Source organism: Halomonas sp. JS92-SW72, assembly GCF_003547075.1.
Lineage (GTDB): Bacteria > Pseudomonadota > Gammaproteobacteria > Pseudomonadales > Halomonadaceae > Halomonas > Halomonas alkalicola.
The window spans coordinates 842407-856659 of sequence record NZ_CP032147.1; the positions used below are offsets into that span (position 1 = coordinate 842407).

Sequence of the window (14253 nt, forward strand, 5' to 3'; positions counted from 1 at the left end):
CCTTCAGGTGTCCTATGAACTATTTCACATCAAAAGCCTTCGAGGCGCGGGGCGTCTCCCTGTGTGCCTACCTGATCGCCCTGGCGGGCTTTCAGCGGGGACTCAGGGTCACCTTCTACAATGATCCCCAGCTCACGAGCCAGGTCACCACCGCCGCGGATGCGAGAGGCACCATCTTCAGCCTCTCCGATGACAAGGCGGTCCATTTCTTCCTGAGGACGCGAGGCAGCCTGACGACCAGTGAGGCGCACCGCAACAGCATCAGCAAGTGGAAGACCAAGGAGCTGCTGACCCGGGCGGGAGTGGGTACGCCCCGCGGCATCATGCTCGAGACGGAACAGGCCAGGCAGGAGCCCGACCTCTTCGCGCGCTTCGGCTGTCGTGAGGTGGTCGTGAAGCCGGTGTCGGGGAGCCTCGGCAAGGGGGTGACCACCGGCATCACCTGCCAGGCGCAGCTGGTGGAGGCCCTGCAGACGATCGAGAGCCGGCGGGTGGTGCTCGAGGAGCACGTCCGGGGCGTCGAGTATCGCTACTATGTCGCGCGGGGCGAGGTGGTGGCCGTTACGGGCCGGGAGGCGGCCAACGTGGTCGGCGACGGCGAGAGCACCCTGGAGGCCCTGGTGGCCAGCAAGAACCGGGTCAGGGCCAGGAACCCGCACCTGTCGAGTCGCAGGATCAAGCTCGACCGGGCCACGCTCTCCTTCCTGGCGTTGCAGGGCCAGGACCTCACCACCGTTCCCGCCCGGGGCGAGAAGGTCTACCTCTCGTCGGCCGCCAACCTCTCCCGGGGAGGTGACAGCATCGATGCGACGCAACTTGTCTCCGACCAGTCCAAGGCCGCGGCGGTCGCGGCTGCCTGCGCCCTGGGCATTCCCAATGCCGGCGTCGATATCATCAACGTGGAGCAGGATGGCAAGGAGCACAACTATGTCATCGAACTCAACTCCCAGGCCCATATCGGTTCGCACTCCTTCCCCATGCAGGGCAGCGGACAGGGCAACCGAGTGGCCGAGGCCATCGTCGAGAGCTACTTCCCGGAACGAACCTCGAAGATCGCCGGGGATGTCTTCTTCGACTTCTCTTACGTCAAGCAGGGCCTGGGGACAGGCGGGCTCTCCGGCGTGTCACTTCCCGTCCTGCGCAAGGGCATGCTGAAGAAGCGGCTGACGCTCGCCTCGCCGCTCCCTGTCGCCTACGTCACCCGTCACTGCGAAAAGCTCATGAAGCAGACGGGCTGTTTCGGCGAGGTGCACTCCTTCGCGTCGGGACGCTTCCATATCCGGCTGCTGGCCGAAGAGAGCAACGCGGCCAGCTTCAGGGAGGAGCTCGTCGACAAGCTCAAGGAGATCGAGGTGATCGAGGAGCGCGAGTTCAATGCGCCCATCGATGCCAAGGTCTGCGTGGTCCATCACCTGGAAGAGGAGGCGACGGAGCCCGTCTCTTCCCGCCTGATCATCGCAGGGAAGGTTCAGGGGGTCGGTTACCGGAAGTGGCTGCAGTCTAGGGCGCTCAAGAAGGCAGCGGATGGCTGGGTGCGGAATCGCTCGGACGGAACCGTGGAGGCGCTCCTGCACGGGAACGCCAGCCAGGTCGCGGAGCTGATCGAGGAGTGTCGCGAAGGCCCTGCCAGGTCCTGGGTCGACCGGGTGCGGGTCAAGGAGAGTCGACTGAGACCTCGAGCGGGCTTTCGCGTCAGGTCGACCCTGAAGCTCTCATGAAGACAGGGGTGTGAGAATGGAACCTATCACGACCAATATCAGCAGCAGGCACTTCGAGCAGGCGGCGATCGACAAGGGGCTCTCGGTCACCAGGTCCAGGAAGTCGCTGATCATCAGTGACGGCAAGAGCCAGGTGAAGGTCAGCAACAGCCTGATCGGCAAGCAGTCACCACTGACCAAGGTGTTCAACAAGAAGGGGGCCTCCAAGCTGCTTCTCAAGACCCTGGGGGCCAACGTGCTGGAGGGGTATCTCTTCAACGCCGAGGAGCGAGGCCGGGCCCTCGAGTATGCCGAGTCCCTCGGCTGGCCGGTGGTCATCAAGCCGGATGACGAGAACAAGGGCAGGAGTGTCTACGTCAACGTCGAGGGCGAGGATGCCTTTCTGACCTATTTCGATCGGGTCGCCGAGCGCTATGGCACGGCCTTTGTCGAGAAACAGTGCGAATTCGCGACCGAGTACCGCTTCTACTGCGCGGGTGGCAGGGTGCTGGCGGTCACCCGGAGGGTACCGGCCAATGTCGTCGGCGATGGCACAAGCTCGGTGGCCTCGCTGGTGAGGGCGAAGAATCGGCTCAAGAAGACGCGGCGCTATCCCCGCATCAAGCTCGATGACGAGGTGACACGGGTGCTCGACAAGCAGGGCCTCTCCATGGACTCGGTGCCGGACAAGGGGCGCACCGTCTCGCTTCGCTCCACCTCCAACATCTCCACCGGTGGTGACAGTGTCGAGGTCATGGAAATCATCCATCCCTCCTATATCGAGGCCATGGAGGCGGTGTTCGCCAGGCTGCCGGATACCTTCATCGCCGGCTTCGATGTCTTCATCAGGGAGATGCATGAGCCGGCCAGCGACAGCAACTGGTTCATCTGCGAGGTCAATCGACGCCCCGCGGTGCGCATGCATATCTTTCCCTGGGAAGGGCAGCCGAAGAATATCGGCAAGGAAATCATGGAGATGCTTTTCTAGGCGATGACACCCCGACACAAGGAGCCCGTCGTGACGCGTGATGAGAGGGAAAGGATCGAGTGGGGCTGGATGCCCCGCAACGCCAGCATGTATGCCATCGCCAGGGCGGCCAGGGCGGCGGGCCTGCGCTACGGGCGCTCCCGGCGGTTCAAGGGCAAGCCGCTGCTCGTGTCCGATGCGACGACGCGGGTCTACTTCGGCCGGGGCGGCTGCAGCCTGAGCAGTCGCCGCAAGCTGCGCATCGCGAAGAGCAAGTCGAGGACCCGCCGCTTCCTCGAGCGACATGGCTGCAACACCATCACCGGCAAGCGCTTCCTGCCTTCGCAGGCGTCTGCGGCCGTCCGCTATGCGCGCCGGCTCGGTTTTCCCGTGATCCTGAAGCCCGATGACGGCAGCAAGGGGAGGGGGGTCGAGAAGCTCCATGATGCCGAGGGGGTCGCCCGCTATCTTTCGCGGCTTTCGGACGACCGCCAGGGGGTCGTGGTCGAGACCTTCTTCGCCGCCCAGGAGTACCGGATCACCGCGGTCAACGGCCAGCTGCTGGGGGTGGCCAATCGTGTACCGGCCAACGTGACCGGCGACGGGGCCTCGACGATCCATGAGCTGATCGCGGCCAAGAATGCCATTCGTTCCAGGCGACGTGCCTGCCCGCCGATCGTGGTGGACCCGGTGGTCACGGCGGTGCTGGGACGCCAGGGGCTTTCGCTGGCCTCCATTGTCGACAAGGACGTCCGGATTACCCTTCGCGACAGCACCAATGTCTCACTCGGCGGAGAGAGTGTCGACATGACCGAGGCGATCCATCCCGGCTACCTGAAGGCCCTGGAGGGGGCGGCACGCGCCTTCTCGGACATCGTCATGGTCGGCTTCGATGTCTTCATCGAGGACATCCGGCGGCCTCCCGATGACACCAACTGGGCGGTGCTCGAGGTCAACGGATCGCCCATGATCTCGCTGCACCACTTCCCCTGGGAAGGCGAGGAGAGGGACATCGCCGGTGCCGCCCTGCGCGAGCTCTTCCCCGATCCCCACTTCTGTTCAAGGTGAGTCCCATGTCAATGGATCGACTGCTCAGGGTGCTCTTTCGGCAGCTTTTGAGGCCCCTCATTCGCAAGCTGCCCATGCCGCTGGTGATCGCCCTGCTGGTCGTGGTGGTGGCGCTGCTCTCGCTGATGAGCCTGGGGCGGTGATGGCGGCATGAAAGCCCTGATCTCCTCCCTGACCACCGCCGCCTCGCCTGCCGGGGAGGTCCCCGAGGCCCTGGTCTCATTCCCGAGCTTCACCGGCTTTCTTGCCGAGCCGGCGCGCCTCGCCTGGATGGCGGCGGCACACCCGGCGCGAAAGGGGACGGCGCCCCAGCCGCCCTCCTTCCGTGCCGGCATGGATGCGCTGGTACGCCGCTACCAGCGCGAGGCATCCCTGCCCGGGGTTAGCCCGTTCAATCGCCTGGCCAACGACCGTGGCTGGGTGTCGGAACGCATGCAGGCCCTTGGGGTGGCCACGGCCCGCATCCTGCGCGATGACTTCGCCCTGCAACACCTGCGCGAGGCCCTCGAGGGCATCGAGGCCTGCGTGATCAAGCCCACCCAGGCCCACAGCTCCCGCGGGGTGATGTCGCTGCGTCGCGAGGGCGAGCTGCGCTTCACCTGCCTGCAGCAGCGCCGCGAACTGACCCTGGTCCAGATCCTGGACGCCCTCTATCGCGACATGCGTGAACACCAGTTTCCCAACCACTGGCAGCTCGAGGAGCTGCTGCTGCCGCCTTCGGGTCTGCTGCGTCCGGTGGATGACTTCAAGTTCTATGCCTTCCGCGGTCGGGTGGGACTGATCCTCCAGGTGGCCAGGGGCGTAGAGGGGACCCGTTACCGCTGGTATGACCGTGACTGGCAGCCGGTCGTGACGGGCAAGTATGACGACGCCCTGGAGCCCACTCTGCTGCCCCCGCACGACCCCGTGGCTATGCTGGCCCTGGCCGAGCGCGTCTCGGCGGCCCTGCCGGCGCCCTTCTGTCGCATCGATCTCTACGAGGCGCGCCAGGGGCTCGTGCTTGGCGAGCTGACCCCGGAGCCGGGCACCTACCACGCCTTCGGCGAGCAGGCCGATCGCTATCTGGGCGCCATGTTCGAGGTGGCGCAACATCATTAATCCCTTGCCGCAGGTACGTGGCCAATGACGTTATGGATGAATGTGAGAGAGACCCTGATGAACAAGGTGCCGATGTCCCGGGCGAGCCTCTTCGAGGCCATGCAGACCCGGGCGCTGGGTCCCCTGCTGATCGCCGGCGAGGCCGAGCGCGACGGGGCCAGGGTGGAGTGGCTGTCACGCTACATGTTCGTGGCCCGGGTGGATGATCTCGACATCCTCTTCCACGACAGCCGTTCGCTAGACACCACGGTGGCCGCAACCTTCGCCGGCCGCAAGGACCTGACCCGCACGCTACTGGAGCGTGCGGGGGTTCAGGTCGCCCCGGGCGGGGTGGCCAGGAGCCTGGCCCAGGTCAAGGCGTGGCAGCAGCGCCTCGAGACGCCGCTGGTGGTCAAGCCCCGGACGGGTACCAAGGGCTACGGTATCTCGGTGGGGGTCCAGACGCCGGGTGAGCTCAAGCGCGCCTATCGGCGGGCCAACCGGGCGGGAGGCGGCGTGCTGGTCGAGCGCCAGATGGCCGGGGCCGAGTATCGCGTGCTGGTGGTCGGCGGTGAGGTGGTGGGGGCGCTGGGCAAGGACGCGGCCCATGTGGTCGGCGATGGGCGCTCGACCATTGCCGAGCTGATCGAGGCCAAGAACGCCCTGCGCGCCCGCAACCCCCACCTCGCCACGCGCCTGATCAAGGTGCGCAAGCATGTGCGGACCAACCTCGAGCGTCAGCGGCTCAGCGTCGAGAGCGTGCTGCCGGCAGGCCAGAAGGTCTACCTGCGCCACGAGGCCAACTTCTCGGCGGGCGGGGAGACGCTGGATGTCACCGACGAGCTGCCCGCGGCCGTCAAGGCGGTGACGGTGGCAGCGGTGGCGGCCATTCCGGGGCTGGAACTGGCGGGCGTGGACATCATGGTCGATCCGGCGGTGGGCGATCCGGCCCGGGCGGTCTGCGTGCTGGAGATCAATACCAACCCCGGTATCGGCGGCCATCACTTTCCCGCCGTGGGCAAGTCCCGCAACGTGGCCCGCGCCATCTGGCAGCACACCCGCGCCATGATGGCGGCCCGCCAGGCCTGGTGCCACGGGCGGCAGGCCCGATGAGACGGTCAAGCCGCCGAGGGTGGCATCTTCGTCTGCGGACGCCCTGGGCCACCCCCGTCGAGCGTCGCGAGCTGGCGCTTATCCGCCGGCATGGCATGTTCCAGCCCGGCTACTATCGAGCGCAGCTGCCCCGCTGGCGGCGACCACTGGTGTGGCGCCCGGCGCTGCACTTCCTGCGCCATGGCTGGCGACAGGGGCATGCCCCGGACCCACGCTTCGCGCCACGCTGGTACCTGCAGCGCCATGCCGACGTTCGCGAGACCGGGATCAATCCGCTGGTGCATTTCCTGCGCCACGGGGTCCACGAGGGGCGCCGTCCTGCCCCCGGCGCGGTGCTGAGCGATCTTCCCTTTCTGCGTGGCACCGCCCTCTGGTATCACCAGCAGCTCTGGCATGGCCACGCCGGGCGTGCCTTGCCGTGCCTCGAGGCCCTGGCGCGGGAGGGGGATGGGGCGGCACGCTGGTACCTGGCGGCCTGGCACTATGGGCAGGGCCGCTATGGCCAGGCGCTGGCCCAGCTCGCCCATGAGGCTGACCTGGCGGCCTCGCCCTTCGCCCCCTGGGTGGCCCAGGCCCGGGTGAAGTGCCACCTGCGGCTCGGACAGGAGGATGCCCTTGCCGACGAGCTGAACGCCACAAGGTTCGGGGAGGATGCCCTGAGCCACGCCTTGGTGGAGGCGAGCCGGGTCGGCCGACCCGGCGAACAGCGTCTGGCACCGCTCAATCGCCTCTATGAGCGCCACCGGCTGGCCCCGCTGCGCCAGCGCACGGAGGCCCCGCTGACGTTCTCCGGGCTGGCAACGCGGCGAGTGACCGCGCGGCCACGCCGAGAGATGCCCCTGGTCTCGGTGGTGGTGCCCGCCTTCGAGGCCGAGGCGACCCTGGAGCTGGCCCTGGATGGCCTGCTGGCACAGAGCTGGCCCCATCTGGAGATCATCGTGGTCGATGACGGCAGTCGCGATGGCACGGCGGACCTGGTGGCCCGCCGGGCCGAGGGCGAGCCACGCCTCAGGCTGCTGCGCCACGCCGCCAACCAGGGGGCCTATGCCGCGCGCAATACCGGCATGCGCGCCGCCCGGGGGCGCTACGTGACGGTGCATGACAGCGATGACTGGTCGCATCCCCAGAAGATCGAACAGCAGGTCGTCGCCCTGCTGAATCGGCCCGAGGCCCGGGGGGCGCTCACCAGCTGGGTGCGCACCGACCCCGAGCTGCGTATCGTCGGCCCCTGGCACCTGTGCGGTGACTGGATGGAGGAGAATCCCTCGTCGCTGATGGTCCCCCGCGAGGTGCTGGAGGCACTGGGTCTCTGGGATCCGGTTCGCGTGGCTGCCGACAACGAGTTCATCCATCGGCTGAGGCACCACTACGGCGAGTCGGCGCTGCTGAGGGTCTGCCCCGATGTGCCGCTGGCCTTCTCGCTGGTCCAGCCCGACGCCCTGACCCAGCGCCCTGCCACCCACGTGCGCACGGTGAACCATGGCCTGCGCCATCTTTACCACCAGGCCGCTCGCTGGTGGCATGGGCGCCAGGTGGTGCCAGTGCTCGATGCCGAGCATCCGCGCCGTCCGTTTCCGGCGCCGCTGGGTAACCTGCACGCGTCCACTGCCGCCTTCGATATCGCCGTGCTGGCCGACCTGTCGGCGCGCAATGCCGAGCTTCAGCGCGTGTTCGAGTGCGTGCTGCATCACCGGCAGGCCGGTCGCTCCGTGGTGCTCTGCCCCTGGTCACGGCCCGATGACTTCGCCTCGCGGCGGGTCGCCGACGAGGTCTGGGAGCTCTGCCACGAGGAGGCGCTTGGCCTGGCCCATGGGGGACTCTCCCTGTCGGTGGGTCAGCTGCTGGTGCACCGCCTGGAGGAGCCGGGGGCCTGGCCGGACAGCGTGCCGCGGTTCGAACTCACCCGGGCGCCATGCTGGCTGGACCAGCGCCCCCTGCCGGAGGGGCTCGCGACGCCCCTGGCCGGCTACCTGGCCCGCGGTGGCAGGGCGCCGGTCACGGAGGAGGATCATGCGTGAGGGGTGGCGTCGCCATGGCTGGCGCTATCCCGGGCTGTGGCTGGCGGCGCGCCGGCTGCTGGAGGGCGACTGGTACCTGGCCCGCCACCCGGACGTCGCCGAGTCGGGCATGCCCCCCCTGCGCCATTTTCTCCAGCATGGCCTGGCGGAGGGGCGCGAGCCCTCGCCACGCCTCAGCCTCAGCGGCTACGGCTGGCGTCATGGTCACGGGCGTTGGTCCGATGCTCAGGCGCTGCTGCGCTACTGGGCCTGGGGCCGCCTGCGCGGTCATGCACCGCTGCCCCGGGTCACCGGCCGCGCTCCTCGCGGGCGCCCGCGCCTGGTGGTCTGCGCCCACAGCCTGGGCCCGCGCCTCTACGGGGCCGAGCGCAGCCTGCTGGACGTGGTCCGCGGGCTGACGGCACTGGGCGCCGAGGTGGTGGTGGCCGTGCCCAATGCCCGCCACCCGGGCTACCTCGACGCGCTGCTCGCCCACTGCCGCGCCGTCAAGGTGCTCCCCTACGCCTGGTGGCATGCCGAGCGGCCCGACTGCGCGGCCAGCGTCGAGGCCTTCCGTCGCCTGCTGGTGGCGTGCCGGGCCGAGGGACTCTACCTCAATACCCTGACTCTGGAGGCCCCCGCGCTGGCCGCCCGTGCCCTGGGGGTGCCGGTGATCACCCATGTTCGCGAGCTGCCTGCCGAGGATCCGGCCCTGTGTCATGCCCTAGGGGCCGAGCCGGAGGCGGTGGTAGCGCGGACGCTGCGCAACGCCGACCTGATCGTGGCCAACTCCCGCTGCACGGCCGGGGCCTTCGCGGGACGGGGCACCGCCGTTGCGGTGGTGCCCAATACCCTGGACATGGAGTCCCTGACGCCCCTGGCGCTGCCACGCCCCCGCCCTGGGCGCCCCCTGAGGATCGGCCTGCTGGGCAGCCTGGTAGCCAAGAAGGGGCTCGCCGACGTCGCGGCCATGGCCGATGCCCTGGCCGCCCGGGGCATCCCGGCCGAGTGCCGTCTGTATGGCGAGTCGACTCCGGCGCTCGAGGCCCTGCTGGCGCAACGGGCGCGGGACGGGGCGGCGGCCACCCTGGTCCACTGCGGCTACGTGGCGGAGCCCGGTGAGGCGCTGGCCGAGCTGGATGTGGTGGTGAACCTGTCGCGCTTCCAGGAATCCTTCGGGCGCACCGTGCTCGAGGCGATGGCGGCAGGGCGACCGGTGGTGGCCTACGCCTGGGGCGCGCTGCCGGAGCTGGTCGCCGAGGGGCGCACTGGATGGCTGGTGCCCGTCGGTGACCCCGAGGCCGCCGCGGCCCGTATCGCCGAGCTGGCCGGCAATCCCGAGCGAGTGACCGAGATGGGCGCCGCCGGGCGCGAGCGGGCGCTGGTGCACTACGGGCAGGGCGCCTTCCTCGAGGCCCTCGCCGGGGCCCTGGCGAGATGTTTTCCTAACCTGCAAGCGAGGCGAATCGCGACATGAACCCTGCAGACAGCAGACCGGCAGAGGCCGTGATGGACACGCGCGCCCCGGGTGCCCCCGGGCGCGCGGGGCGAGACGGGCCCGCCATCACGCTCTCCCTGGGCATCGACCTGCGGCTGCCGCTGCTGCCGGGCCGCGGGATCCACTCGCCGCAGGGCGACGACGCCTGGGAGCTCCAGGACGCGTCGGCCGAGTGCCATACGACCCGCGGCGTGCCGCTGCCGGGCTGGTACATGATCGAGCTGGCCGCCGAGCGTTCGGTCACCACGGTGGCCTCGCGCTTCCTCTTCGAGGCCGGCGAGCGCTGCGTGCGCGTCGACATGCCGCTGCGGGTGGGCAAGGTCACCAAACGGCTCGTCTACCTGCCCTTCGGGGTCAGGCGTATTCGCTTCACGCCGATGAACGCGCAGGGGCATTTTCGACTGCGCCACCTGCGGCTGGTGTGGGTGACCCCGCCTTTCGCCCGGGACCGGCTCGTCAGGCGGCTGATCAATGCCCATTCGGCCTATCGGGACCAGGCCCCGCGGCAGGTGATGCGCCGCCTGCGCCAGACGGCGCGCCGCCGGGGAGAGCGCTGGCGGACGCTGGTGCTGCGCGAGTACGAGAGCACCTTCGTCAGCCTCTGCTCCCGGCGCAACTACGCCCACTGGATCGCCACACGGGAGCGGACGCCCGATGCCCCTGAGCGGGCAGGGCGGGGCGACCCCGCAGCACCCCCGCTGCTGGTGGTGGTGCCGGTCGGCCCGACCACCTCCCCCTCGGCCCTGCGCACGACCCTGGCGAGCCTGGAGGGCCAGGTGGGGGCACGCTGGCGCGCGGTGCTGCTGGGCGAAGGCGAGGCGACACTGCCACTGGGGCTGGCCGATGGGTTTTGCGCTCGCCCGGACGTGCAGGTGGCCGCCTCGGTGGCGCCTCGGCCAGAGGAGTGGGTGCTGGTCATGGCGCCGGGGGATCGCCTGGCCGAGCGGGCGCTCACTGCCCTGGCCCGGGCGCTTCAGGCGAACCCCGAAGCCGAGCTGGTCTACGGCGACGAGGACCGCCTCGATGCCCGGGGGCGGCGCCAGGCGCCGCGCTTCAAGCCGGACTGGAACCCCGATCTGCTGCTCTCCCACGCCTACCTGGGGCGGGCGGCCTTCCTGCGCGGCGATCGCTGGGCATCGCTGGACCAGGAGCGCGTGCCAGCCGCCGCGCCGGCCCCGGAGGCCTGGGTGCAGGAGCGGGCCCTGGCGCTGCTGGCCCATCACGGCGAACGAGCCGCGAACCGCTGCGTGCATGTCCAAAGCATCCTCTACCATGCCGCCGAGGCGCCCGCGGTGCCCGCCGCGCACTGGCGGCGGCTGGTGCACCGCCACCTCGAGGCGCGGGGGCTGGCCGCCGAGGTGAGCCCGGGCCTGCTGCCCGACGGGGTGCGGGTCCGCTGGCCGCTGCCCGAGCCCGCCCCCCTGGTGAGCCTGCTGGTGCCGACCCGCGACGGGGTGGAGATACTGCGCCCTTGCGTCGATGCCATCCTCGAGCGCACCGACTACCGCCACTTCGAGCTGCTCATCCTCGACAACCAGAGCCGCTGTCCCGAGGCCCTGGCCTACATGGAGGCGGTGGCGCGACACGACCCGCGGGTGAGGGTGCTGCGCTGGGACCACGCCTTCAACTACTCGGCCATCAACAACTTCGGCGCGGCCCATGCCCGGGGCGAGCTGATCGGCCTGATCAACAACGACGTGGAGCCCCTCGACGGGCACTGGCTCGGGGAGCTGGTGAGCCAGGCCTGTCGGCCCGAGATCGGCTGCGTGGGCGCCAAGCTCTACTATCCCGACGGGCGCCTGCAGCATGCCGGCGTGATCCTGGGGGTCGGGGGGGTGGCCGGCCACGGCCATCGCTTCTTCCAGGGCCACGAGCCCGGCTACGACGGGCGCCTGAAGCGGGTGCAGAACCTCTCGGCGGTGACCGCCGCCTGCCTGCTGCTGCGCAGGGAGGTCTTCGAGTCGGTGGGCGGGCTCAACGAGTCCGATCTGGCGGTGGCCTACAACGACGTGGACCTCTGCCTGAAGGTGCGCGAGGCGGGCTACCGCAACCTCTGGACCCCCCATGCCGAGCTCTATCACCACGAGTCGGTCTCCCGCGGGGCGGACGATACCCCGAAGAAGCGCGCCCGGGCGCTGCGCGAGGCCGACTACATGCGCCAGACCTGGGGCCGGCTGCTGGACCAGGACCCCGCCTACAACCCCAACCTGACCCTGATCCATGAAGACTTCTCACTGCGCTGAACCCGCGTGCGTCTCATCGGCTGTACCCGCCATGCGCCCCCCCTGGCGTGTGCTGAGCGATGGGGCCCTGCCCACCGAGGAGATCTACTTCCTGGCGTCGGCGGCGCCGACGCTGCGGGCCGAGGGGGCCGTCATCGAACGGCAGCTGGCCCGCCGGCGGCGCCTGGCGCTGTGGCGGGTCGGCCCTAGGGCGCGGCGCCACCTTGCGGGGGCCCGGGTGGTGCTGTGCCGGGGGCTCGCCCCCGACTGGCTGCGCTGGCTCGAGCGCCATCGTGGGGCGCTGGCCAGCGTCCACTACCTGATCGACGATGACCTCTCGGCCGCGGCCGCGGACAGGAGCCTGCCGGCGGCCTATCGGGCGCGCATGGCCAGGCTCGCCCGCCAGCAGCCCCGCCTGCTGGCGCTGGCCGACGAGGTGGTGGCGGCGAGCCGGGGGCTGGCCAATCAGCTGGCCGATCGGCACCCGCGCGTGGCGCTGCTCACGCCGCCGCTGCTGGCGCCCCTGCCGCTCCTGGCGCACTTCGACATCCCCCCGACGATCGAGTCGCCCTGGTGGGTGGGCTTCCATGGGACCCGGGCCCACCTGGCCGACCTGCGCCATATCGCACCGGCCCTGGTGCGGCTGCACGAGGCGCGGACGGACGTCGCCTTCGAGGTGATGCTGGGCGCCCATGTACCGGATGAGCTCAGCCGCCTGTGGCGCTGCGATACCCCCTCGCCGCTGCCCTGGCCGCGCTTTCGCGACTACCAGCGCCAGCGCCGGATGCATATCGGCCTGGCACCGCTGCTGGACACCCCCTTCAACCGCGGCAAGTCCTTCATCAAGTTCCTGGACATCGCCGCCATGGGCGGGGTGGGCATCTACTCGCGACGCCCCCCCTATACCGAGATCGTCGAGGATGGCGTCAACGGCCTGCTGGCCGATGACACGCCGGAGGCGTGGTGCCGCTGCCTGACCTGGCTGCTCGACCATCCCGTGCAGGCCGCCCGGATGGCCCGGGCGGCGGCCGACACCGCCCGGCGGGTCGGGGACATCCGCCACGTCGTGGCCTTCTGGCGCGACCGCGATGGCGGCGCCCCCGCGGGTTCCTAGAAGCGATAGGCCATGCTGGCCTGCAGCGCATGAAACTCCGTGTCGCTGCTCCCGATAACGGTGCGGCCCTGCAGGGTGACGTCCAGGCCGTTGGCCAGCTCGTGGGAGACGCCGAGGGCCAGCTCGGTGCGGCCGTCGGCGGCGTCCAGCACCTCGGCGGTGCGATCGAAGTCGGTGGTGACGTCGTGATGGTGGATCAGGCTGGCCTGCAAGCGCCCGGTGGCAAAGGGCACGCTCAAGGTGGCGCCGGCGAAGAGCTCGCCGAGCTCGATGCCGTAGTCGCTGGTGGTCCCCAGGTAGTGTCCCTCGAGGTCATCCTCCAGGTAGAGCCCGCCGGCGGTGAGCCCCACCAGGGCGCTGCCGAACGCCGGCAGGTAGTAGGTCCCCGAGGCGCGGCCACCCCAGCGGTGGCCGTCGAGCGCCAGGTCCTCTGGACGGTAGCTGGCCTGGTTGGTGCCATCCAGCGACTGGTAGAGCAGGATGGCGTCGAGCACCAGGCGGCCATCGGCCAGGGAGAGCGCCCCGTAGGGGGCGATGAGGGTCCCGCCGAGGTCGGTGGTCATCCGCCCGCTGCGGCTGTCGAGGCTGACCTGGCCATAGCCCAGGGAGACGCCGGCAAGCAGGTTGTCGCGCCTTGTCTCCACGCCGAACAGGGCCAGGGAGCCCTCGCCCTCATAATCGCCGTTGCCGGTGCGGCCCTGCATGTCACGGTATTCGGAGGCGACCCAGGCGTAGAGGCCCTCCTGGCGCCCGAAGTGATCCTCCCGGTGGGGGTGCATGGCGGTGTCGATCTGCTGGCCGATGACGCCGACGCTCTGCGCCATGGCCTGCTTCTGGGCGGCCCGCAGGGCCATGTCGACGTCGAGGAGGCCCAGCCGGGCGGCGAAGGCGTTGGCCTCGCTGCCGGAGAGGCTGGCCAGGGAGCGTTCGTCGAGCAGCACCCGGCCGTCGGCGTCCACCAGGGTGATCGGCGTGGTGCCCGAGAAGTCGGCCAGCGTGCTCCCTTCGGGCAGACGCAGGGTGAAGGGCTCGTCGTTGAACGTCAGGGTGACGCTGTCGGGCGTCGCGATGCCCTCCGTCGAGGCGACCTGGCCCAGGGTCAGCGGACGCGACTCGACCAGAGTGGAGATCGTGAAGGGGGGCGGGGCGGCATCGCCGGGCGGCATCAGGGCCAGGCCAGCCAGATCGCCGCTGCTGGCGCTGAGCGTGCCGGGGGCCTCCTCGAACAGCAGGGTCGCCTGGCGGTCGTCGAGCAACTCGGCCAGCGGCGTGCTGCCGTCGGGGGAGCGGATCGCCAGGGTGGAGCCGTCCAGCAGCATGATGCTGCCGCGGGTGGCCTCCAGGGGGGATTCGTCCCCCTCGGGGGCGAGGTCGAACGCCACGATGCCCTGGCTCAGGGTGATCAGCGTCGGCAGGCTGAGCTCCTCGGCGGCAACGGCGCCCTGGGTGAGGGCGCCGGTAAGCGCGATGGTGGCGGCGAGCGGGGTCTTGGTCTTCATG

Annotated in this window: 11 protein-coding genes; 10 read left to right on the top strand and 1 reads right to left on the bottom strand. The window is 70.0% G+C overall.

The window, feature by feature from the left end:
* The first annotated feature begins 14 nt into the window (after positions 1–14).
* Genes D1793_RS04000 through D1793_RS04040 form a run of 10 tightly spaced genes read left to right on the top strand, consistent with a single transcriptional unit; the run spans position 15 to position 12753 of the window.
* On the top strand, positions 15–1718 hold the full coding sequence (locus D1793_RS04000; RefSeq protein WP_119020990.1) for an acylphosphatase: 1704 nt from the start codon (positions 15–17) through the stop codon (positions 1716–1718).
* 16 nt (positions 1719–1734) lie between these two features.
* On the top strand, positions 1735–2685 hold the full coding sequence (locus D1793_RS04005; RefSeq protein ID WP_119020991.1) for a hypothetical protein: 951 nt from the start codon (positions 1735–1737) through the stop codon (positions 2683–2685).
* A gap of 30 nt (positions 2686–2715) precedes the next feature.
* Complete coding sequence (locus D1793_RS04010) at positions 2716–3732, top strand: hypothetical protein (RefSeq protein ID WP_162899902.1); 1017 nt, start codon at positions 2716–2718, stop codon at positions 3730–3732.
* A 5-nt stretch (positions 3733–3737) separates the two neighbouring features.
* Complete coding sequence (locus tag D1793_RS19360) at positions 3738–3875, top strand: hypothetical protein (RefSeq protein WP_162899903.1); 138 nt, start codon at positions 3738–3740, stop codon at positions 3873–3875.
* 7 nt (positions 3876–3882) lie between these two features.
* On the top strand, positions 3883–4830 hold the full coding sequence (locus tag D1793_RS04015) for an ATP-grasp fold amidoligase family protein (RefSeq protein WP_119020993.1): 948 nt from the start codon (positions 3883–3885) through the stop codon (positions 4828–4830).
* Positions 4831–4887: 57 nt separating this feature from the next.
* A complete protein-coding gene (locus tag D1793_RS04020; RefSeq protein WP_162899904.1) occupies positions 4888–5922 on the top strand; it encodes a hypothetical protein in 1035 nt (344 codons plus the stop codon).
* On the top strand, positions 5919–7940 hold the full coding sequence (locus tag D1793_RS04025) for a glycosyltransferase family A protein (protein ID WP_162899905.1): 2022 nt from the start codon (positions 5919–5921) through the stop codon (positions 7938–7940). Before D1793_RS04020 ends, D1793_RS04025 begins: the two co-directional genes overlap by 4 nt.
* Entirely contained in the window at positions 7933–9396 is a 1464-nt protein-coding gene (locus D1793_RS04030; protein WP_119020996.1) for a glycosyltransferase family 4 protein, read from the top strand. The genes D1793_RS04025 and D1793_RS04030 overlap by 8 nt, the downstream gene beginning before the upstream one ends.
* Before the next feature lie 32 nt (positions 9397–9428).
* Positions 9429–11660 carry a glycosyltransferase family 2 protein gene (locus D1793_RS04035; RefSeq protein WP_162899906.1) on the top strand — a complete coding sequence of 744 codons (2232 nt, stop codon included), beginning with the start codon at positions 9429–9431 and terminating at the stop codon, positions 11658–11660.
* 31 nt (positions 11661–11691) lie between these two features.
* Positions 11692–12753: a glycosyltransferase gene (locus D1793_RS04040; RefSeq protein WP_119020998.1), complete on the top strand. Its 1062-nt coding sequence runs from the start codon at positions 11692–11694 to the stop codon at positions 12751–12753.
* Here D1793_RS04040 and D1793_RS04045 read toward each other — a convergent pair.
* A complete protein-coding gene (locus tag D1793_RS04045) occupies positions 12750–14252 on the bottom strand; it encodes an autotransporter outer membrane beta-barrel domain-containing protein (RefSeq protein WP_119020999.1) in 1503 nt (500 codons plus the stop codon). The two genes, D1793_RS04040 and D1793_RS04045, sit on opposite strands and share 4 nt — an antisense overlap.
* Position 14253 lies beyond the last annotated feature (1 nt).